Raw genomic sequence first — 21,285 nt, 5'->3', positions numbered from 1 at the left:
GATCGGCTTGCGAAGATCCGACAAAGATCGTGACCGGCCGCAGAACGCCGGGCAGACAGGCATCACCAACGACAACGAAGAGGGGAGCAAGCGATGCGGATCGGCATTATCGGCGCGGGACATATCGGCAGCACATTGGCGCGTCGCCTCAGCGAACTTGGGCATCGGGTGATTATCGCTAATTCGCGCGGGCCAGCGAGTCTCGCCGAGATTGAGGCGCAGACCGGCGCATCGGCTGTAGCGGTCCAGGACGCCGTGCGCGGGATCGATCTCGCCGTTCTCACCATCCCGATGAAAGGCGTGCCCAAACTGCCGGCTGGGCTCTTTGCGAATTTGCCCGCCAATGTTCCGCTCATTGATACCTGCAATTATTACCCGCGCCAGCGCGACGGCCGCATTGCCGAGATCGAAGAGGGCCTGCCGGAAAGCGCCTGGGTCGAGCGCCAGATCGGCCATCGCGTGGTGAAGGTGTTCAACAATATCTACGCCCGGCATCTCGCCGATTTCGGCAAGGAAGCCGGCTCGCCCGGGCGCATCGCGCTGCCTGTCGCCGGCGACGATCCGGCGGCAAAGGCCATCGTGCTCACGCTTGTCGAGAATTTGGGGTTCGATGCGCTCGATGCCGGCCCGATCGCCGAATCGTGGCGCCAACAACCGGGGACACCCGCCTATTGCACCGATCTCGGCGTCGCGGCGCTGCGGCGGGCGCTGGCCGAGGCGCCGCGCGAACGCACCGCCGAATGGCGCGCAACCGACAAAAGCCCCGCTTGAGCTAATACATCGGACCGAGAAGTGCGAAGCGGCTTTCGGGATAAATCCGATGCGATGAGGAAGACGCAAAAGCGCCGCGATTGAATTTGAACGTCGACGCTCAGGCCCGCGGCTTGCCCCAGATCCCGTCGAAGACGAGATCGTCGAGCGGCAGACGCTCGGCCCAATTGCGCGCCTCAAGCTCCGGCCGGGCGAAGAGCTGATCGACGAAGCCGACGCAGAGATAGGCGACGACGACGATCTCCGGCGGGATATTCAGAATCGGGCGCAGATCCTCGGGGTCGAAAATGCTCACCCAGCCGACGCCGACGCCTTCGGCGCGCGCGGCGAGCCACAAATTCTGGATGGCGCAGACAGTGCTGTAGAGATCGGTATCGCGCTGATGCGTGCGGCCGAGCACGACCGGACCGCCGCGCGCGCGATCGCAGGTGACGCAGATGTTCAGCGGCGCTTTGAGAATGCCTTCGAGTTTCAGGCGCCGATAATCGACGCTGCGCGCATCGGCAAACATGCGTGCGGCTTCCGCGTTGCTGCGCGTGAAGATGTCATGCACCTTCGCCTTCACCGCCGGGTCGCGGACGATAATGAAGTTCCACGGCTGGCTTAACCCGACGGACGGCGCATGATGTGCTGCCTCAAGGATACGATTGAGCGTCGGCCCGGGGATCGGCCGCGGTAGAAATTCGTCGCGCACGTCGCGGCGCGCATAAATGGCGCGATAAACGGCGGCCCGCTCCTCCGCAGTGAACGCACCGGCCGGCGCCAATTCGGTTTCGGGTCCGTCGCCATCGCTGTCGGCAAGCCGCATCATCATCTCCTTACGCATCCGCAGTTTGGCATTTTCTTGATCCGGATCAAAGCGGGTTGGCCGGTGCATCGGCCTTAATCGCGGCGAAGGAGAAAGTCATGCGAGTGCTGCTGCGAGATTTCCTACGCGTTTTCTCAACGGTTTTTTTGGCGCTGGTCGTGCTGCCGGTGCGTAGCGACGAAGTTCCGTTCGCGCAGCCTGCGCCGTCGCCCAATGCCCATGGCGATTCTTATGCGGTCTCGCTCAGCGACGCGATGCAACTCACGCAATTGCGCCACATCAAGCTCTGGCTCGCCGGCAAGGCGAAGAACTGGCCACTGGCCAGTTATGAACTCGCCCAGCTCAGGGACACGTTCAACAAGGCCGCAATCCTCTATCTCAACATTCCCGTCCCCTATATCGCTGCGGCCGTCCAGCCGCTCGTCGTTCTAAGCGATGCCGTGACAGCGAAGGATGCGGCGCAATTTCAGCGCGGCTTCAAGGCGCTGCAAGCCGCCTGCAACGATTGTCACAAGGCGGCGGACGTCGGCTTTATCGTCATTCAGACGCCAACGGCCTCGGTCTTCCCCGACCAAAGCTTCGCTCCGGCGCGGTGATGCGGGACCTGCCGCTTCGAGACGTCTATAAGCTCTTGGAGCCTGGCCCGGTCGTCCTGCTGACGACGGCGCGCCGTGGCCGGCATAATGTCATGACGATGTCATGGCATATGATGGTCGACTTCATGCCGCCGCTGATCGCCTGCGTCGTCAGCAATGGCGATTTCAGCTTTGCGGCATTGCGCGCCACCAAGGAATGCGTGATCGCGATCCCCGACGTTTCGCTCGCCGAGACGGTCGTGGAGATCGGCAATTGCTCCGGCAGCGACACCGACAAATTCGCCAGGTTCGGACTGACGCCGCGGCGCGGCGAAAAAGTCGATGCGCCGCTCGTCGGCGAATGTTTTGCCAATCTGGAATGTCGCGTGGTCGATACGCGCTTCGTGAACAAGTATAATATTTTCGTTCTCGAAGCCGTGAAGGCCTGGCGGCGCGCTAAGCCAGACGATCCCAAGACAATTCATCATCGCGGCTTCGGCACGTTTGCCGTCGATGGCGAGATCATCCATCTGCCCTCCGGCAAACCGTAAGAGCTTTCCCGCAAAAAAAGACCGCGGCGGAACGGGTCCGCCGCGGCCAAAGTTCGGCCGATATCGGATCAGGCCGCGGCCGAGACGCCGGTGCTCGACGAAACGGAAGCGATCGTCTTCAGGATGCGCGAAGCGATCTGGTAGGGGTCGCCTTGAGAGTTCGGCCGGCGATCCTCGAGATAGCCCTTGTAATCGTTGCGCACGAAGCTGTGCGGAACGCGGATCGACGCGCCGCGGTCGGCTATGCCATAGCTGAACTGATGGATCGAGGCGGTCTCGTGCTTGCCGGTGAGGCGCATGTGATTGTCCGGGCCATAGACGGCAATGTGATCTTCCCGGTTGGCCTCGAAAGCCGCCATGAGCTTCTCGAAATAATCCTTGCCGCCGACGTCGCGCATGTAGGCGGTCGAGAAGTTGCAGTGCATGCCCGAGCCGTTCCAATCCGTGTCGCCGAGCGGCTTGCAATGGAATTCGATGTCCACGCCATATTTCTCGGTGAGGCGCAGCAGCAGGTAGCGGGCCATCCACATCTGATCGGCGGCCGTCTTCGAGCCTTTGCCGAAAATCTGGAATTCCCACTGCCCTTTGGCGACTTCGGCATTGATGCCTTCGTGGTTGATGCCGGCAAAGAGGCAGAGATCGAGATGTTCCTCAACCATTTTGCGGGCGACATCGCCAACGTTCTTGTAGCCGACACCGGTGTAATACGGGCCTTGCGGCGCCGGATAACCGCTCTCCGGGAAACCAAGCGGACGACCGTTCTTGTAGAAGAAATATTCCTGCTCGAAGCCGAACCAGGCGCCGGAATCGTCGAGAATGGTGGCGCGCATGTTCGACGGATGGGGGGTGACGCCATCCGGCATCATCACTTCGCACATAACGAGCGCGCCATTGGTGCGTGCCCCGTCCGGATAGACCGCGACCGGCTTCAGCACGCAATCGGAATTATGCCCCTCGGCCTGGTTGGTCGAAGAACCATCGAACCCCCAGAGCGGCAATTGCTCCAGGGTCGGAAAGACATCGAATTCCTTGATCTGGGTTTTGCCGCGCAGACTTGGCACGGGCGTGTAGCCGTCGAGCCATATGTACTCGAGCTTGTACTTGGTCATCACAGGTTTCCTCTTACGGCGGGGATTTGAAAGGGCCGCTATTTTTACCGGCAGGCGAGGGTATGGTTAGCCGGGAACGCCACGTTTAAGCATTTGCCGTGCCATCCGCCACCACCAATCGTGCGGCTCGGCACTGCGCGCGCCGCCCTTTCGCAGTCTGACGGCAGCCCGCCTCGCCAGAGAGGCGGCGCAACTTTGGGAGCGCGCAGGACGTTTGGCCCTGAGCGCCGGATTGGACGAACGGATGGGTTGAAAATGCCTTCGATCGCGACGATCTGTATAGGAATTGTGCAGTTCGCCTAGGAAGGCATCGGTTGGCGTCAGACGCAACGGAACGAAGTCAGCACTGAGAGCAGCCATGGAACCGAATTCTTACTTTGGCTCGGCCAAGATCTACGCGTTCCCTGCGGGCGGCCGCGAAGCCGAGAAAACAAAACGTGAAGAAGCGAACCTCGCGGCGCGGGGCATCGCCACGGCGCCGATCGGCAGCGGCTGGTATCACGAAGCTGCAATGCGCGAGGAAGAAGCCGTCCACACGCCGCATGAATTGCCCTGGTGGGCGGAGGCGGAGAGCGAGTCGCGCGCCAAGAGCGTCACGGTCCGGCTCTTTTAATTTCCCCCGAAAATAGACCAGCCCATGCGTTTGGTCAGTTCCTCGAGCGCGAGGCGGCCGAGGTGCGAATTGCCGGCCGCGTCGAGGCCGGGCGACCAGACCGCGATCGAGGCGCGGCCGGGCGCGATCGCCAATATGCCGCCGCCGACGCCGCTTTTGCCCGGCAAGCCAACGCGATAGGCGAACTCGCCGGATCCGTCGTAGTGCCCGCAGGTGAGCATGATGGCGTTGATGCGCCGGGCGCGCTCGGGCTGCACGACCAAGAGGCCGGTCGAGGGGTTGCGGCCGTGGTGGGCGAGAAAGCGCCCGGCCATGGCGAGCTGCCGGCACGACATCGCGATCGCGCAATGGTGAAAATAGACGCCGAGGGTGAAATCGACGGGATTTTCGAGCACGCTGAAAGATTTCATGTAATTGGCCAGTGCCCGGTTGCGAAACCCGGTGCGATTCTCCGACGCCGCGACCGCAGCGTCGATCGTAATCGAGGAATCGTCGGCGAGAAATTGCAGAAAGCGGAGGATTTCGCCGAGCGCCTCGCGCGGCTGATGCCCGGATAGAATCAGGTCCGTCACCACGATCGCGCCGGCATTGATGAAGGGATTGCGCGGAATGCCGCGCTCGCGCTCCAATTGGACGATCGAGTTGAACGGGCTGCCGGACGGCTCGCGCCCGACGCGCCGCCACAGCCGGTCGCCGATCATGCCGAGCGCGAAAGTGAGCGTGAAGACCTTCGAGATGCTTTGAATGGAGAACGACGTATCGCAGTCGCCGCCACAAGCGAGCTGGCCGTCGGCATCGATCACGGCGAGGCCAAAAGCCTTGGGATCGACGCCGGCAAGCTCCGGAATATAGGTCGCGACCTCGCCCCGGTCCGACCGCTCCTGCATTTCCGCGACGATGTCTTTGACGACCTGATCAAGCTTGGACACGCGGCCGATCTTCCCTCAATAAATTCGCGCCATCTTAAAATGCGTCGTCTGAAAGAAATAGATCTTGAGCCTTGGCGTCGCGATGAAACTTTCGGCAACCGGCTTGCGCGGCGGCGCGGACTAAGCGAATCATAGCCCGTGCAACTTCGAATCCTTCTCATCGACAGTGACGACGCGCGCGCCGAGGCGCTGAAAGAAAAGCTCGCCCAAGCCGGCTTTGCCGAAGTGCTGCATGCCCGCGAAGGCGCCAATCTGGTCGAAGCCGTCGAGAACACCAAGCCCGATCTCGTCATTGTCGACATGGCGTCGCCGGATCGCGACACGCTGGAAGACGTGCGTGCGGTGTCGGCCGACAAGCCGGTCGTCATGTTCGCCGACAGCGACGATATCGGCTTCGCCGAGGAGGCGATCGCCGCCGGCGTCTGCTCTTATAATCTCTCCGGCGTCGCGCTGCGGGACGTCAAGCCGATCATGGCCTCGGCCATCGCGCTCTTCCGCCGTTACCGGCACGTCGAAGCCGAACTCGTCGCCGCCAAAACGCTCCTCGAAGAGCGCCGCGCGATCGAGCGGGCGAAAGCCATTTTGATGAAACATCGTAAAATGACGGAACCTGAAGCCTATCGCTGGCTGCAGAAAAAGGCGATGGACGAGAATCGCAAGCTGGCTCAGGTCGTGGCGCAATTTGTCCGCGAACACGAAATCGAGGCTGCGCCGAAAGCGGGAGAGAAACGGTCATGAGCGAAATCGTCTCGCTGTCCGCGGCGCGGAAATCCGCGGCACCGAAGATGCGCATCGGCCTGCTGCATCTCACCGATGGCGCGCCGGTGATGGTCGCGCATGAATTCGGCTTCTTCGCCGAGGAAGGCGTCGAGACGGAGCTTTTCGTCGAACCGTCTTGGGCCAATATTGCCGACAAGCTTGCCTTCGGCTTTCTCGACGCCGCGGTGATCGTGCCGCCGCTCGCTTTCGCCGTGCAGCTCGGCCTGCGGGGAGCCATCCAGCCGCTTCTCATCCCGTCCGCGATCAATGCGCGTGGCAGCACGATCACGCTCAACAATGCGCTGGCGCGCGAAACGCACGACCAAGCCGCCCGTAAAGATCTCTCGACGGTCGAAGCTCTCGCCGCGGTGCTGCGCTCGCGCCATGCGACGCTCGGTATCGTCCATGCCTATTCGACGCATAATCTTTATCTGCGTTATTGGCTGGCGACGGCGGGCATCGAAGCCGGCCGCGACGTGAAGCTCACCGTCGTTCCGCCGGCCCGCGCCGTCGAAGCGCTGACGAGCGGCCAGATTTCGGGCTTTTGCGCCGGCGCACCCTGGGGCGAGGTGGCGCGGCGTGCTGGTGCCGGCGCGACGATTGCGACCTCGCACGACATCTGGGCGCACGCGCCGGAAAAAGCCTTCGCCGTGCGGGCCCGGTGGGCAGAGGAACAGCCGCAAGCGCTGAATGCAGCGTTGCGGGCGCTGTTGCGGGCGGCGAAATTCTGCGACGCGCCGGAGAATGCCTCCTATACCGCCGCGCTGCTCGCGCGCCGCCGCTATTTCGCGCTCGACAGCCACGCCATCCTCGCCTCGCTTCCCGGCGGCGCGATGGGGGATGGCGCCTGCGTCTTTTATCGCGGCGCCTCGACCTTCCCCTGGCGCTCGCACGGGCTGTGGTTCCTGAACGAGATGCGGCGCTGGAGCCTGGTCGATCCCGCCGTCGATCTGCATGATCTCGCCACACGCGTCTATCGACCCGATCTTTATCGGGGAGCCGCCGCAGCGATGGAGGTTCCGGCGCCGACCGTGGATTGGAAAGACGAAGGCGCGCATGACGCGGCTTGGACGCTCGAGGCCGTGCCTCAGCCGATCCCCATGCCGGCCGATCGCTTCTGCGACGGGACCGTCTTCGTGCCGGAAAAAATCCCCGCCCTCGGTGATGCGGCAGCGAAGAGTGCACTGCACAAATTTTGACCTGCGCATGTGCAGCATCTAGGCGTTTTGCCTCGCAACAAGCTCGGCTGACCAAAGAACTTCGGCTCTTTCGCTCTGCGAAAGGCTGGCACATGTCTTGCGATCAAGGCCCGCGTCGGCATGAGCTTTTGCCGCCGGCGGCGAGCCGTCTAACGGCGGACGGTTTCGCACCAGCATCGTTTCCCGCGAGCTAACGATGGTTCGCATCCGGACAATCCGGCAGCGCTGAGCGCTGACGCGTGCCAGGCCGATGACATCCTTTGTTTCAACAGCGAAGGCCGCTTCGCGCGTGACCGCGTCACGCGTGAACACGATTCGCTGCGCGGCTTACGCAGTCAGCCCATCGCGCCACGACGCATCGAGGAGCAGAGGGAATGAAGACGCATAAGGTGGAGCAGCTCGTCATCGCGACCATGGGCTTCTTCTGGTGCTTCCTCATGTGGTTTTCGACGGCAGCCTTCAGCCCGAGCATCGCCGCGCATTATCATCTGAGCATCAAGGCGCTCGGCCTTCTGGCGAGCTCGGCGATCTGGATGGCGCCGGTCGGTCGTGTCGTCGCAGGCTGGGCATCGGACCGTTTCGGCGCGCCGCGCACCTTCGCCGTCATCCTCAGCGTCTGCGGTCTCGTTTCGATCGCCTCGGCTTTCACGCAGGATTACTCGCTGCTCTTTGCCGAACGCGTCATCGTCGCCATCGCCGGCGTCTCCTTCGTCGTCGGCATCCAGCACGTCGCGCAATGGTTCAATGCCGATGAAATCGGCACAGCGGAGGGGCTTTATGCGGGGACCGGCAATGTCGGCGCCGGCATGGGCGCGCTGGTTCTGCCGCGTCTCTTCGGCACCGATTATCATACCGCATTCCTTTGGCTCGGCCTCATCGCGCTCGTGGTCGCAGCCTGGTATCTGCTGCGCGGCCGCGCGGCCAGGAACGCCGAGCAAATCGCCCTCACACGCCGGCGCAGCGACTTCCGCAGCACCGCCTTCGTCTGGAGCCGTTACATCGCTGTCGCGCTGATGCTGGCCTATGCCATGTCCTTCGGCCTCGAAATCGCGATGAATGCCTGGCTGCCGGGCTATTTCACGCATGGGTTTCATGGCGCCATCCTGGCGCTCGGATTCAGCAGTGTCGCCGGCCTGCAAATTGCCGCCGGAACCTTCGCCGCCGTCGAATCCTTTTGCGCCTCGCTGTTCCGGCCCTTCTCGGGCTTCATGTCCGACCTGTTCCAGCGCAACGGCTGGACGCCGCTGCCGTTCATCGCCCGCACCCTTCCCTATGCGCCGCGCCTGCATTGGCTCGGCATCGCCTTGATCCTGATCACGTTGGCAATGGGCGGCCTGACCTTCGCGGGGATGACGGGATCACTGCATGCCTCCGTCCTCACGCTGGTTGCGCTCGGCGTTTTCATTTCCTTCGGAACCGGCGGCACGTTCGCGCTCGTTCCGCTGCTGTTTCCCGACCGCCCCGGCACCGCGGCGGGCTTCATCGGCGGCATCTCGACCGCCGCCGGCATCATCTATCCGCTCGTCTTCTCGGCGAGCACGAACATTCACATGGGCTACCTGACCGTCGCCCTCTACATGTTCGTGCCGTTCATCCTCTTCTACTTCTGGGCCGCGCGGCATGAGCGCCGCCCCGAAGAGCACGGCATCTTCACCGAAGCGCTCGCGGTCGAGAAAGCCTGAGCCGCCTTGCAACGTCAAATCCAGACGGAGGTCTCTATGCACATGCCCGCACAATCATCGGCCAAAGGACCTTTTGAGCCCTGGTACAAATACGGCGTCGCCTTTCTCTCCTTCGAAATGGCGGTCGCCATCGCCGTCAGCGCCTATTCGCTGTTCATGACCTTCCACGGCCTCGGCGGCTTTCCCGGAAAGCATTGAGCGCGCGCCGCAATCGGGAGATCAATGATGACCCCTGAACAAATCAGCCTTGTACAATCGAGCTTCGCCAAAGTCGCGCCGATCGCCGACGAAGCCGCGACATTGTTTTACGCACGGCTTTTCCAGATCGCGCCGGACGTCAGGCCGCTCTTCAAGGGCGACCTGGAAGATCAAGGCCGCAAGCTGATGGCAGCGCTCGGCACGGTCGTGCGCAGCCTCGACCGGCTGGACGACGTTCTACCGGCCGTCAAGGCGCTGGCGGTCCGGCACGCGGATTATGGCGTCGAGCCGGAGCACTACGCGCCGGTCGGCGCAGCCCTGCTCTGGACGCTGAAGCAAGGCCTCGGCGAGGCCTTCACAGCCGAAACCGCCGAGGCCTGGCATACCGCCTACGGGCTTCTGAGCAACACGATGATCGCCGCGGCCACTGCGCCGTCCGACGCTTGAAGCGGATGTTTCTCATGTATCAAGACGACGAATATTCACAGGCAACACCCGGCGCGCCTTTGCGCCTCGTTGTCATCGGCAACGGCATGGCGCCCGGCCGCATGCTGGAACACCTGATCGACGAAGCGCCCGACCGTTACAAGATCACGATCTTCAACGCCGAGCCGCGCGTCAATTACGACCGCATCATGCTCTCGCCCGTGCTCTCCGGCGAAAAGGATTACGAGCAGATCGTTATTCACGGCGATGGCTGGTACATCAAGAACGGCATCACGCTCTACAAAGGCCACAAGATCGTCGCGATCGATCGCGCGGCCAAGACCGTCACCTCGGATCATGGCGTGACCGAAAGTTACGACAGACTCGTTATCGCGACCGGCTCGACGCCCATCATCCTGCCGGTACCGGGCAATGATCTCGCCGGCGTCCTGAGTTTCCGCGACCTCGACGACGTGAATGCCATGCTGCTCGCCGCGCAATCGCGGTCGAAGGCCGTGGTCATCGGCGGCGGCCTGCTCGGCCTTGAAGCGGCCGCCGGGCTTCAGTCGCACGGCATGGACGTGACCGTGCTGCATCTGATGCCGACGCTGATGGAGCGCCAGCTCGATTCTGCTGCCGGCTATCTTCTGCAGCAGGCGGTCGAAGCGCGCGGCATCAAGGTTCTCACCAAGGCCAATACCAAAGCGATCCTTGGCGCGCGCAAGGTCGAGGGGGTCGAACTCGCCGACGGCACGATCATCCCGGCAACGCTCGTCGTGATGGCCGCGGGCATCCGGCCCAATGCCGCTTTGGCGAAACGCGCCGGAATCGAGGTCAACCGCGGCGTCGTCGTCGATGCGCAGATGCAGACCTCCGATCCGGATATTTTCGCATTGGGCGAATGCGTCGAAATCGGCGGCCATACCTATGGCCTCGTCGCGCCGCTCTATGAAATGGCGCGCGTCCTTGCGGCGCGGCTCGCTGGCCGCGAAGCGCCAGGCTTCGTCCACAACGACACGCCGACGAAGCTGAAAGTCACCGGCATCGATCTCTTCTCGGTGGGCGATTTCGCCGATGGCGAGGACCGCCAGGAGATCGTGCTACGCCATGCCTCGGCCGGCATCTACAAGCGCCTTGTGCTCAGGGACAACCGCATCATCGGCACGGTACTTTTCGGCGAGACCGGCGACGGCGCCTGGTTCAATGATCTGAAGAAAAAGAGCGTCGATATTTCCGACATGCGCGAGACGCTCATTTTCGGCCAGTCCTATCAGGGGGGTGCCCCGCTGGACCCTATGGCGGCCGTTGCAGCCTTGCCGGATGATGCAGAAATCTGCGGCTGTAACGGCGTATGCAAGAGCAAGATCACCGGCGCCATCGCATCCAAGGGTCTGACCTCGCTCGACGATGTCCGCGCCCACACCAAGGCTTCCGCCTCCTGCGGCTCGTGCACCGGGCTCGTCGAGCAATTGTTGAAGCTCGCTCTCGGCGACGTCTATAACCCCGCCGCAGTGCAGCCGATATGCGGCTGCACCGATCTCGGTCACGACGATGTCCGCCGCCTGATCCGCGCCAAGGGGTTGAAAACCATTCCCGCCTTGATGCAGGCGCTCGAATGGAAGACGTCCTGCGGCTGCGCCAAGTGCCGCCCCGCGCTCAACTATTATCTCGTCTGCGAATGGCCGGGCGACTATGCCGATGATTACCAATCGCGCTTCATCAACGAGCGGGCGCACGCCAACATTCAGAAGGACGGCACTTATTCCGTCGTGCCGCGCATGTGGGGCGGCGTGACCAGCGCCGCGGAATTGCGCGCCATTGCCGATGTCGTCGACAAATTTGCGATCCCGACAGTGAAAGTCACCGGAGGCCAGCGCATCGATATGCTCGGCGTGAAGAAGGAAGACCTGCCCGCCGTCTGGGCCGATTTGGGCAAGGCGGGCTTCGTCTCCGGCCATGCTTACGCAAAAGGCATCCGCACGGTGAAGACCTGCGTCGGCTCGGAATGGTGCCGTTTCGGCACGCAGGATTCGACCGGCCTCGGCATCCGCATCGAAAAATTCATGTGGGGCTCGTGGACGCCGGCGAAAGTCAAGTTGGGCATCTCGGGCTGCCCGCGCAATTGCGCCGAGGCGACCTGCAAGGACGTCGGCGTGATCTGCGTCGATTCGGGCTATGAAATCCATTTTGCCGGCGCGGCCGGGCTCGACATCAAAGGCACCGAAGTTCTCGGCCTCGTCAAAACCGAAGATGAGGCTTTGGAAGGCATTGTCGCTTTAGTGCAAATGTATCGCGAGCAAGCGCGCTATCTCGAGCGCATCTACAAATGGGCGAAGCGCGTCGGGATCGAAGAAATCCGCCGCCAGATTCTTGGCGATGCGAAAAAGCGCAAGGCCTATTTCGACCGCTTCGTCTTCTCGCAGAAATTCGCGCAGGTCGATCCGTGGTCGGAGCGCGTCTCGCGCAAGCATAAGCACGAATTCAAGCCGATGGCCGTCATCGATTTCGCGCCGGCGGCGGAGTGAAGACCATGAGTTGGATCGACATCGGCTCCATCGCCGACATTCCGCACCGCGGCGCGCGTTGCGTCGTCACGCCACAAGGCCGGATCGCGGTCTTCCGGACGATGGACGATCGCTTCTTTGCGATCGAAGATCATTGCCCGCACAAGGGCGGCCCGCTGAGCCAAGGCATCGTGCACGGCGCCGCGGTGACCTGCCCGCTGCATAATTGGGTCATCTCGCTCGAAACCGGCAAGGCGCAGGGCGCCGACGAAGGCTGCGTGCGGACCATCCCGCTCCGGCGCGAGGGCGAAAAGCTCTTTATCGCGCTGGATGTGGCGATGCGGCGAGCCGGCTAGATGGACGCCAGCGAGACGCGAACCACCTGTCCTTATTGCGGCGTCGGCTGCGGGCTGCTCACCCGCGTTGCGGCAGACGGCAGTGTGAGCGTGCGCGGCGATGCGGAGCATCCGGCGAATTTCGGCCGGCTCTGCTCCAAAGGTTCGGCGCTCGGCGAAACGGTCGATCTCGACGATCGTCTGCTCCATCCACAAATCCGTGGTCGCGACGCAAGCTGGGACGATGCGCTCGATCTCGTCGCCGCAACATTTACGCAGACGATCGCCGCGCACGGCCGTGACGCCGTCGCCTTCTATGTCTCCGGCCAATTGTTGACCGAAGATTATTATGTCGCCAACAAGCTGATGAAAGGTTTCATCGGCTCGGCCAATATCGATACCAATTCGCGTCTCTGCATGGCCTCGTCCGTCGCCGGACATCGGCGCGCCTTTGGCGCCGACACGGTGCCGGGCACCTACGACGATCTCGAGCTTGCCGACCTCATCGTCCTTGTCGGCTCGAACCTCGCTTGGTGCCATCCCGTTCTTTATCAGCGCATCGCCGCGGCCAAGCAGCGGCGCCCCGAGATGCAGATCGTGCTTGTCGATCCGCGGCGAACCATGACTGCCGATATGGCCGACATGCATCTTGCCGTGCGACCGGATGGCGATGTCGCGCTTTTTACGGGCTTGCTCGCGTGGCTCAACGACCACGACGCGCTCGATCGCACGTATATCGCCGCGCATACAAATGGGTTTGAGGACGCCCGCGCCGCGGCGAGCACGGTCCCGCTTGACGCGATCGTCAAGCAAACCGGATTGAACATCGCCGAGCTGCAGGCTTTCTATGCGTGCTTTGCGCGGACCGAAAAGGTCGTGACCGTTTACAGCCAGGGTGTCAATCAATCCTCCGCCGGCACCGACAAGGTCAATGCGATCATCAATTGCCATCTCGCGACGGGGCGGATCGGCCGCCCCGGCACGGGGCCTTTCTCGGTCACCGGACAGCCCAACGCCATGGGCGGCCGCGAAGTCGGCGGCCTGGCCAATATGCTTGCCGCGCATATGGAGATCGAGAACCCGGAGCATCGCGACCGCGTGCGCCGCTTCTGGCGCGCGCCCGTCATCGCCGAGCGGCTGGGCCTGAAGGCGGTCGATATGTTCCGCGCCGTCGCCGAGGGGCGCATCAAGGCGATCTGGATCATGGGCACGAATCCCGTCGTGTCGATGCCCGAGGCAGACCTGGTCGAGGCGGCGCTCAAGACCTGCCCTTTCGTCGTCGTCTCTGATGTCGTCGCCGAGACCGACACGCTGCGGCACGCACACGTCAAACTGCCGGCCGCCGCTTGGGGCGAAAAAGACGGAACCGTCACCAATTCCGAGCGGCGGATTTCGCGCCAGCGTCGCTTCCTGCCGCTGCCCGGCGAAGCCCGGGCGGACTGGGAAATCATCTGTGGCGTCGCCCAGCGCATGGGCTTCGCCGCAGCCTTCTCCTATGCGACACCCGCCGAGATCTTTGCCGAATATGCGGCGCTCTCGGCCTTCGAGAATCATGGAACACGCGACTTCGATATCGGCGCCTTTGCCGATCTAGGCGCCGCGGGCTTCGACGATCTGGCGCCCTTCCAATGGCCGCGCCCGACGAAGAGCGTGCCGGCCGAGACGCGATTCTTCGCCAACGGCCGGTTCTATACGCCGGATCGAAAGGCGCGATTCGTGGCAATCACGCCCGGCGTGGCCACACGCGTGACCGGCGATCTGCGTTTCGTCCTCAATACCGGCCGCGTGCGCGACCATTGGCATACGCTGACGCGCACGGCCAAAAGCCCGCGCCTGTCGCAACATCTCGCCGAGCCTTTCGCGGAAATTCACCCCCATGATGCCGCGAAACTCGGCATCGTCGATGCCGATATCGTCCGTATTTCCGCCGCCGACCGATCCGTTCTCGTTCGTGCGCTTCTCTCGCCGCGGCAGGCGCGCGGCGCGATCTTCGTCCCGATGCACTGGAACGATCAATTCGCCGCCCAAGGACGCATCGACGCCCTCGTGCCGGAGGTAACGGATCCGCAATCCGGCCAGCCGGCATTCAAGCACGTCGCGGTCGCTTTGGCGCGCTTTCCGGCCGCGCGCTATGGTTTCGCCGTTCTGCGCGAGCGGCCGCGCCGCTTCGACGCGGATTATTGGGCCTTGGCGAAATGCCGGAACGGCTGGCGCGTCGAATTCGCTTTCGCCAGTGCCGCGCGCGATTGGATGGCGTTCGCGATCGATCTCTTCGGTTCGGCTCAGGATGCCGACATTCTGTCGTATCAGGACCCCTCGCGCGATCGCCATCGCTTTGCCTGCTTCGAAGGCGAGCGTCTCGCCGGCGCTTTATTTCTCGCCGCGGAGCCCGTGCCGGTGTCGCGCGATTGGGCCGTCGAACAATTGTCGACGGCTTTCGCCGATCCGCGCCGCAGGCTCGCGATCATCGCGGCGCGGCCCGACGCCGGCAGTATCGATCGAGGCGCGACGGTTTGCTCCTGTTTCGGCGTCGGCGCCAAGCAGATTGCCGCCGCTGTCGCCGCCGGCTGCACCAGCGTCGAAGCCGTCGGGCAATCCACGCAGGCCGGCACCAATTGCGGCTCCTGCCGCGCCGAAATCAAAACGATCATCGACGCAAGTCCGCGCGGCGCGGCGCAAAATGGCGAACAGGTTTCTGCCGAACCGCAACCCCACTACGCCATGCGCTGAGCATAGGCGGTCTCACATCTCAGCGGACCGTTGACGAGGGCGTGCGGCCACGACGGGACGCCTTGCGCGGACGTGGCGCTAGCCGCCTCGGTGCGACCGGCCTACTTTGACGTCCGTCCAGATCGCTGGCATTTAAAATGCTCCCGAAACCCCAGCGAGACCCCAAGCGACGGCATTTGCCGCTTGCTCGAACGCTCCCATGTTGAATTGAGACAGAAAGGCAATCGTGGTGTCTCAAATCAAATCAATTCAAGCGCTTCGCGCAATGGCGGCGATCTCAATCGTATTCGTCCATACACTGGTGGAAGCCACGACATTGCCGGTGCCTCTATCCTTCCGCGGCACCCCGATTCTTCTCGACATTGCCGGCGCTGGCGTTGATGTCTTTTTTGTCATCTCCGGCTTCATTATGGTCTATGCGTCGCAGGATCTGTTCGGCGTTTCCAAAAGCTGGCTGAAATTTCTTAGGCGTCGTATCGCACGTATTGTTCCATTGTACTGGTTGATGACGACGTTGTTCCTCGTCGTGCTGGCGGTGACTCCGCAAGCACTCAACGATTCAAAGCCGACCGCTCTCGAAGTCCTGAAATCTTACGTCTTTATTCCTTATCAACACGCGGGGGATGACCTGATCCGACCGGTCTATAAGCTCGGATGGACACTCGATTATGAAATGTTCTTTTATGTGGCTTTTGCTGCCCTGCTGTTTTTGCCGATGCGCTCCACGATTTTTGTTCTCTCGAGCTTTTTCGCGACTTTCGTTATCCTGGGAATCGTTTTGACGCCTCCGCCCGGGCCTCTCGCGTTTTGGACCAATCCGATAATACTCGAATTCGTCATGGGGACATTCGTCGCTCTGGCTTTCATTGACGGCTGGCGGCTTCCGCCGGCGCTCGCTCTCATCCTGCTTTTGGTCGGCCTTGGGTCACTCGCATTGGGCGCCATGGAACACCTGGCGACAGACGGACCGTGGCGTCCCGTGATCAGCGGCCTGCCGGCAGCATTCATCGTTGCTGCCGCCGCATTGAGGAGAGAGTCTTTATCCCCGGCATCCCCGACCATCCTGACGACGATTGGTCTCGTCGCGCTCGGCGATGCTTCGTATGCCATTTATCTCGCTCATCCATGGCTTGTGCGTCTTTCACATTTGATCTGGAACCGCGTTCACCTCAGTTCGCATTTGTCGGCGTGGATCTTTGTCGGCACGGTGCTTTTGCTCGTTGCGCCATTCGGCTTGCTCGTCCATCACTCTATCGAACAGCCTCTCACGGCCTTTGCTCGCGGGCGATCAACAGTTCGAAAGCCGCAACTACCGGCCCTGGCCAATCAAAACGAATAATATCGCCTCAGCGGCCATTCTATCTGTGAGGCAACCGAACCGCCGCCGCTGCTATGCCACGCGCCGCGCGCAGCGCTCTAAAACTCAATAATCGCTGACCGGGCTCGGATCATAAATGCTCGGAACATATTCGCCGCATGCATTGATGCGCGCTTGGTGGCGCTGCGCCGCGGAACAGCTCCGCGGCGATATGTGAGACGCCTTCGTCTGGCTGGCCCGCCACGCATGATGTGACATATGCCCCTTTACATGATGCGAGGCATTGGCAATGCCGATCGAAGCGAAAAAAAGAAACAGCACCAGCGTTAAAGTGTTCATCGGGCTCTCCGCCGCATCATTGGACGTGCGAACCGTTGCGCCTCGGGCGCGTCGCAGACACACCGCTTGTTCTATTGAGGAGACTCGCGCTGAGGCTTTTTTATTCCGCGCCGGCCATCTGCAGAACGTTATTGCTTGATGAAATCATCGACGAAATTTCTGAGCTCGGGCGGATCGAGATCGGAGACTGCCCAATATCTGAAGCCGCCGCCGGCCCAATCAATCATGTTGTAGCCGTCGACAGTCTTAAAATTCGGCGCTTGCGTCCGTGTTGATCCGTTCGCAAGCGGCATGGCGACGACCGAAATCAAATGCTGGCGGCGCCGGTAGACCAGGGTCGGCAGCGCATTGCCGGCGATGACTTCGACACGGCCGCCGACCAGCGGAAAGCCTTGTGCAGAAAGGTCGGCGGTCGGCGGCGAGAGGCCAAGCTTCCGATCGAGCCACGGTTTTACCGTGTGCTGGTCCGAAGATTGGACATCGATCGGATTTGCGGCAAGAAGGGCGCGATGGTGTCCATTGGCGACGGCGTCTTCGATCGAAGCCTCGCTCTGCGGCGCGGTGAACAGATAGGTTCCGCCACTGGCAACGAGAGCCGTCAGCACGACCGAGGCGGCGAGCGCCTGCCAGCTTGGATGATCGAGCGACAAAATCCGCGCCCGCCGCGGCTTGGACACGGGCCTCGTATCCGAGGCGAGCGCGACAACGCGCGCCGCAAAGTCCGGCGCGACGGCCGGCTTGCCGAGTGCCTTGGTGCGCGCTTTCAAGGCGAGGATGCGGGCATATTCGGCCGCGAGCGCCGGTTCGGCCGCAACCCGCGCCTCGAGTGCCAGCGCGGCCGCGGCATCCAATTCCTGATCGGCCAGGGCATGCAGCAGCAAATGATCGGCGGATGATAGTGCGGTCATGACGGCCGTCCGATCTGCATCGCGATCTGTCGCCGTGCGCGAGAGAGACGCGACATGACGGTTCCGATCGGGATCGAAAGCATGGCCGCGATTTCTTTATAGCTCAGATCATTGATGTCATGCAGCACGACCACTTCCCGATAGAGTTGCGGCAGCGCGGCGATGGCGGCTTCGACTGCGGCCGTATCGGCTCTTTGGATAAGCTCGGCTTCGGGGTCGAGACCGGGATCTTCCTGCAAGGCAAGCTCGGTCCCGTCCGCCTCGGCCGCTGAGCCGACCAGCACAATCTCCTTCGGCCGGTTTTTCGCAAGCCAGGTGAAGCAAGTGTTGCGCACGATACTCAGCAGCCAGGCACGCTGGCCGCGCCCTTCATAGGAACCGATGGCGCTGAAAGCCCGGATCGAGGCCTCCTGCACAACATCCTCCGCGTCATGCAAGCTTCCCGTCAGCCAACGCGCGAGCGCCAGCGCATCGGCAAGATGCGGCACAACGATTTGCCGAAAAAGCTCGGACTCTTCGTTGGTTGTCAAATTTTAAATCCAAACTGGGCATCGCACTCAGGGGGTAACGACGATTTTGCCCTGCATGCGCGGATGTAATGTGCAGAAATACGGGAACACGCCCGGTTTGTTGAAAGTGACACTCGCCACGTCGTCTGTGTCAAGCGCCTTCGAGAAGAAGCTTCCATCCGTCGCGGCAACCCGGTGTGGGATGTCATCTTCGTTTTTGAAGATGACCGTCGTTCCCACTTTGATTTTCAGGTCCCCCGGCTTGAACGTGAAGTTGGATATCCCGACCGTGATGACGTTGGAAGATGCCGCAGCGTCGCCGTAGGCGACCGCAAGGGCGATCACCGCAATCAAATACCTTAATTTCATGACGCTCTCTTTTGCTTAATTGTCGGCCAAGGTTTTGTCAGTGATTGCGAGCGGCTGCGATCCCATGCTGACGTCGACGCGCGTGATGCCGAGGACTTTGCGCAATTGATCGGCCGGCACCACCATCGGGCCGGGCGCCGGCGCCTTGCCGGGCGCGGGTTGTAAAAACGCAAGCGACCGCGCGGTGTGGAAGGTCATATTGCCTTCGATCTTCTGGATGATCTGGTGAATATGCCCGTTGAGCACCGTCACCGAGCCGAAGCGCCGCAGAAGCTGCAGGACTTGCGCGCCGTCGTCCGTGCCCCAGCCCCAATCGGCGTAGACGGTCCAAAGCGGAATATGCGCAAAGACCACGATCGGCGTCGAATTCGACTTGTCTTTCAGATCGTCGGCAAGCCAGGCGAGCTGCTCCGGCCCAAGATTGCCGAGGCCGCCGGCCTTCAGGTTGACGACATTGACGAGGCCGATGAAATGCACCCCATGGTCGTCGAAGGAATACCAGCCCGCGCCGAGCTTTCCCTTGCCATAGCGGTCAGCATAAAGCTTGCCGTTCCCGTCATCGACGAGATCGTGCTCGCCGGGCACATAATGCGTCTCAATGCCGGCGCTGCCGATAATCTGCGCGGCATCATCGAATTGCGAGGCCAGAGACAAGTGGGTGATATCGCCGGTGTGGATCATGAAGGCGGGCTTTGCCGCCAGCGCCTTCACCTTTGCAATTCCTTCCTTCAAAGTGTCGATCGCATGCGGGTTAGCCGCCTTGTTGAAGCCGATATGGCTATCGGAGATTTGCATAAAGGTGAAAGGGCCCTGTATCGCTTCAGCCGCCTCGGCGGTGCCCAGCAGGCCAAACGACTTGGGCACACCACCCGACACCGTCCAGAGCACGCCAGTGCCTGCCCAAGCCATACATTCCAGCGCCTGGCGGCGTGAGGGCTCGTAAGTCTGATCTTCGTCTCGCATCGCGGCAGTCTCCTCGCTGTCGGATGAGAGACTCGCGGCTTCGCGGCTTTATTCCCGCGGCGCACGGATTTTTTCCGGGCCGCTAACCGAGGCTTTCCGGCCGGCCGGCGAAGGACCAGAACGTGTGGAGCAGAAAGCTGCATGGCGGAAAGAGCGCCGCCACGAGCCCATTGCTCCAGAGGCGCCCGAGAGCGAAATCAATGGCTAAAATCTGTGAGAATGCCGAGAAAATGAAGATCAGCGCGAGCGTCGCCAAAGCGAATCGTGGGCCGTAGAAAACATGGTCCGGCGCGGCGCGATACGTGAAAAAGAGGTGGCCCACGTAAGAAACGATAAAAGAAAGAGCGAATCCCGCCAGGCTCGCCGCCCACGGCGCAAGTCGGACGGACGAACTCGAGAGGAAAAGTGAAACGGCGAGATAGGTTGCCGTTGCGAGGCTGCCGACAAGAGCAAAGCGGAGAAGCGTCCATAGGCGGTCGCGCCCGCCAACCAGTACGCTAGGATCCCCGGCACAGGGGCTTTTGGGAAGCGCAGACCTCTCCGTGCCGGTCATCCCGCCGCCCGCAGATCGTGCAGCACTTGGCTGACTGCGCTCGCGGAGGATGCCGGCGGAACGTAGGATTCAACGAAATAGAGCGGGCGATGCTTAAGCTCGTTGAAGCTGCGGCCGAGATACTCGCCGATGATTCCGAGCACGATCAACTGCGTGCTTCCCATGAACAATATGGCAACCAAGAGGCTTGGATAGCCCGGTACTGGATTGCCATGGATCAAAGTCGAAATGACGAGATAAACCGCATAAAGGCCGGATAAGAGCGCGATTCCCAAGCCGAGATAGGTGGCGACTTTCAGCGGCAGAACGCTGAAACTCGTGATTCCCTCGAGCGCAAAATTCCATAGCTTCCAATAATCCCATTTGCTCGACCCCGCGGCACGCGCCTCGCGGATATAGGGCACCGCGCGCGTGCTGAATCCGACCCAGGCAAACAGGCCCTTCATGAAGCGATGATGCTCACGAAGTTGCAGCAGCGCATCGACCGCCCGGCGGCTCATCAATCGAAAGTCGCCCGTATCGGGCGGAATATCGATCTTGGTGAGGCGCCGCATGACGCGATAGAACGCAAAGGCGGTCTGCCGTTTGAGCCACGATTCGCCGCTTCGGCCGCGGCGCTGCGCATAGACCACATCGACACCCGTTGCCCAAACTTCCACGAGTTGGGGAATGAGTTCCGGCGGATCCTGCAGATCCGCATCGATGACGACAACGGCATCGCCGGCCGCGCGATCGAGCCCGGCGGTCAAGGCGATTTCTTTGCCGAAGTTGCGTGAAAGGTTGAGCATGGCGACATGCGCGTCCCGCGCGTGGAGCGCGCGCATGATGTCGAGCGAACGGTCGCGGCTGCCATCATTGACATAGATGACTTCCCAATCGACGCCGATTGCATTCATTGTCGCGGACAGTCGTGCATGGAATTGATCGAGGACTTCCGCCTCGTCGTAAACCGGGACGACGACTGACACCATCAACATGGCACAAACGCCCTTTTTAAAAGCTCGTGTCCGTTTGCAAACCCTGCAACCTGTAAACAGCCAAACTCCTACCCAAATATCCTTTAAACAAGGTGAAATCGAAACGACGTTCTAGGGGATCATGCCGAGTTGCGCCGCGGTTCTTAAATATTCGTTCCAA

General features: G+C 61.9%; 23 protein-coding genes and 1 pseudogene. 13 read left to right on the top strand and 11 right to left on the bottom strand.

Features of this window, described 5'->3' with window-relative positions; genetic code table 11:
• Positions 1-75: 75 nt before the first annotated feature.
• Positions 76-771 (top strand): annotated as a pseudogene (locus Q0025_RS07145) (NAD(P)-binding domain-containing protein); the annotation flags it as partial.
• 100 nt (positions 772-871) lie between these two features.
• Here Q0025_RS07145 and bluB read toward each other — a convergent pair.
• The gene (gene bluB / locus Q0025_RS07140) at positions 872-1,579 is read right to left on the bottom strand and encodes a 5,6-dimethylbenzimidazole synthase (RefSeq protein ID WP_297297451.1); all 708 of its coding nucleotides are present in this window, start codon (positions 1,577-1,579) and stop codon (positions 872-874) included.
• A 98-nt stretch (positions 1,580-1,677) separates the two neighbouring features.
• Here bluB and Q0025_RS07135 point away from each other — a divergent pair, with 98 nt between their 5' ends.
• Positions 1,678-2,175, top strand: coding sequence for a hypothetical protein (locus Q0025_RS07135; RefSeq protein WP_297297449.1), 498 nt, complete (start codon positions 1,678-1,680; stop codon positions 2,173-2,175).
• A complete protein-coding gene (locus Q0025_RS07130; RefSeq protein WP_297297447.1) occupies positions 2,175-2,705 on the top strand; it encodes a flavin reductase family protein in 531 nt (176 codons plus the stop codon). The genes Q0025_RS07135 and Q0025_RS07130 overlap by 1 nt, the downstream gene beginning before the upstream one ends.
• Before the next feature lie 68 nt (positions 2,706-2,773).
• Here the strand turns inward: Q0025_RS07130 and Q0025_RS07125 are convergent, their stop codons facing one another.
• Entirely contained in the window at positions 2,774-3,814 is a 1,041-nt protein-coding gene (locus Q0025_RS07125; protein ID WP_297297445.1) for a glutamine synthetase beta-grasp domain-containing protein, read from the bottom strand.
• A 358-nt stretch (positions 3,815-4,172) separates the two neighbouring features.
• Between Q0025_RS07125 and Q0025_RS07120 the strand changes: the two genes are divergently transcribed.
• Positions 4,173-4,427 carry a DUF2735 domain-containing protein gene (locus tag Q0025_RS07120; RefSeq protein WP_297297444.1) on the top strand — a complete coding sequence of 85 codons (255 nt, stop codon included), beginning with the start codon at positions 4,173-4,175 and terminating at the stop codon, positions 4,425-4,427.
• On the opposite strand, the gene Q0025_RS07115 is transcribed toward Q0025_RS07120, so the two are convergent.
• A complete protein-coding gene (locus Q0025_RS07115) occupies positions 4,424-5,356 on the bottom strand; it encodes a glutaminase (RefSeq protein ID WP_297297442.1) in 933 nt (310 codons plus the stop codon). The genes Q0025_RS07120 and Q0025_RS07115 overlap by 4 nt on opposite strands.
• Positions 5,357-5,494: 138 nt before the next feature.
• Between Q0025_RS07115 and Q0025_RS07110 the strand changes: the two genes are divergently transcribed.
• Complete coding sequence (locus Q0025_RS07110; RefSeq protein WP_297297440.1) at positions 5,495-6,094, top strand: ANTAR domain-containing protein; 600 nt, start codon at positions 5,495-5,497, stop codon at positions 6,092-6,094.
• Positions 6,091-7,314: a CmpA/NrtA family ABC transporter substrate-binding protein gene (locus tag Q0025_RS07105; protein ID WP_297297438.1), complete on the top strand. Its 1,224-nt coding sequence runs from the start codon at positions 6,091-6,093 to the stop codon at positions 7,312-7,314. Before Q0025_RS07110 ends, Q0025_RS07105 begins: the two co-directional genes overlap by 4 nt.
• An 18-nt stretch (positions 7,315-7,332) precedes the next feature.
• Here Q0025_RS07105 and Q0025_RS07100 read toward each other — a convergent pair whose 3' ends face one another.
• Positions 7,333-7,626 (bottom strand): hypothetical protein, encoded by a 294-nt coding sequence (locus Q0025_RS07100; RefSeq protein WP_297297436.1) that lies wholly within the window; start codon positions 7,624-7,626, stop codon positions 7,333-7,335.
• Between the two features lie 62 nt (positions 7,627-7,688).
• Here Q0025_RS07100 and Q0025_RS07095 point away from each other — a divergent pair, with 62 nt between their 5' ends.
• From Q0025_RS07095 to Q0025_RS07065, 7 genes are all read left to right on the top strand, one after another.
• Entirely contained in the window at positions 7,689-8,996 is a 1,308-nt protein-coding gene (locus tag Q0025_RS07095) for an MFS transporter (RefSeq protein ID WP_297297434.1), read from the top strand.
• A gap of 36 nt (positions 8,997-9,032) precedes the next feature.
• Positions 9,033-9,194, top strand: a complete 162-nt coding sequence (locus tag Q0025_RS07090; RefSeq protein ID WP_297297432.1) for a hypothetical protein — start codon at positions 9,033-9,035, stop codon at positions 9,192-9,194.
• A gap of 27 nt (positions 9,195-9,221) precedes the next feature.
• Positions 9,222-9,641: a globin family protein gene (locus Q0025_RS07085; protein WP_297297430.1), complete on the top strand. Its 420-nt coding sequence runs from the start codon at positions 9,222-9,224 to the stop codon at positions 9,639-9,641.
• 14 nt (positions 9,642-9,655) lie between these two features.
• Positions 9,656-12,145, top strand: a complete 2,490-nt coding sequence (gene nirB / locus Q0025_RS07080) for a nitrite reductase large subunit NirB (RefSeq protein ID WP_297297428.1) — start codon at positions 9,656-9,658, stop codon at positions 12,143-12,145.
• Positions 12,146-12,150: 5 nt separating this feature from the next.
• The gene (gene nirD, locus Q0025_RS07075) at positions 12,151-12,480 is read left to right on the top strand and encodes a nitrite reductase small subunit NirD (protein ID WP_297297427.1); all 330 of its coding nucleotides are present in this window, start codon (positions 12,151-12,153) and stop codon (positions 12,478-12,480) included.
• Complete coding sequence (locus Q0025_RS07070) at positions 12,481-15,189, top strand: nitrate reductase (RefSeq protein ID WP_297297425.1); 2,709 nt, start codon at positions 12,481-12,483, stop codon at positions 15,187-15,189.
• Positions 15,190-15,418: 229 nt separating this feature from the next.
• Positions 15,419-16,528: an acyltransferase gene (locus Q0025_RS07065; RefSeq protein WP_297297423.1), complete on the top strand. Its 1,110-nt coding sequence runs from the start codon at positions 15,419-15,421 to the stop codon at positions 16,526-16,528.
• Between the two features lie 84 nt (positions 16,529-16,612).
• Here the strand turns inward: Q0025_RS07065 and Q0025_RS07060 are convergent, their stop codons facing one another.
• From Q0025_RS07060 to Q0025_RS07035, 7 genes are all read right to left on the bottom strand, one after another.
• Positions 16,613-16,846, bottom strand: a complete 234-nt coding sequence (locus Q0025_RS07060) for a hypothetical protein (protein ID WP_297297421.1) — start codon at positions 16,844-16,846, stop codon at positions 16,613-16,615.
• 128 nt (positions 16,847-16,974) lie between these two features.
• Entirely contained in the window at positions 16,975-17,754 is a 780-nt protein-coding gene (locus tag Q0025_RS07055; protein WP_297297419.1) for an anti-sigma factor, read from the bottom strand.
• Positions 17,751-18,284: a sigma-70 family RNA polymerase sigma factor gene (locus tag Q0025_RS07050; RefSeq protein WP_297297417.1), complete on the bottom strand. Its 534-nt coding sequence runs from the start codon at positions 18,282-18,284 to the stop codon at positions 17,751-17,753. The genes Q0025_RS07055 and Q0025_RS07050 overlap by 4 nt, the downstream gene beginning before the upstream one ends.
• A gap of 27 nt (positions 18,285-18,311) precedes the next feature.
• Positions 18,312-18,632 (bottom strand): cupredoxin family copper-binding protein, encoded by a 321-nt coding sequence (locus tag Q0025_RS07045; protein ID WP_297297415.1) that lies wholly within the window; start codon positions 18,630-18,632, stop codon positions 18,312-18,314.
• Positions 18,633-18,647: 15 nt separating this feature from the next.
• A complete protein-coding gene (locus Q0025_RS07040) occupies positions 18,648-19,595 on the bottom strand; it encodes a metallophosphoesterase (RefSeq protein ID WP_297297413.1) in 948 nt (315 codons plus the stop codon).
• 82 nt (positions 19,596-19,677) lie between these two features.
• Positions 19,678-20,148 (bottom strand): GtrA family protein, encoded by a 471-nt coding sequence (locus Q0025_RS14925; RefSeq protein ID WP_366939411.1) that lies wholly within the window; start codon positions 20,146-20,148, stop codon positions 19,678-19,680.
• Positions 20,145-21,125 (bottom strand): glycosyltransferase family 2 protein, encoded by a 981-nt coding sequence (locus tag Q0025_RS07035; RefSeq protein WP_297297411.1) that lies wholly within the window; start codon positions 21,123-21,125, stop codon positions 20,145-20,147. Before Q0025_RS07035 ends, Q0025_RS14925 begins: the two co-directional genes overlap by 4 nt.
• Between the last annotated feature and the right edge of the window lie 160 nt (positions 21,126-21,285).

The organism is uncultured Methylovirgula sp., from assembly GCF_947646745.1.
Classification (GTDB): Bacteria; Pseudomonadota; Alphaproteobacteria; order Rhizobiales; family Beijerinckiaceae; genus Methylovirgula.
The sequence above is the reverse complement of the archived record's forward strand: the minus strand, read 5'-3'. Positions and strand labels throughout refer to the sequence as shown.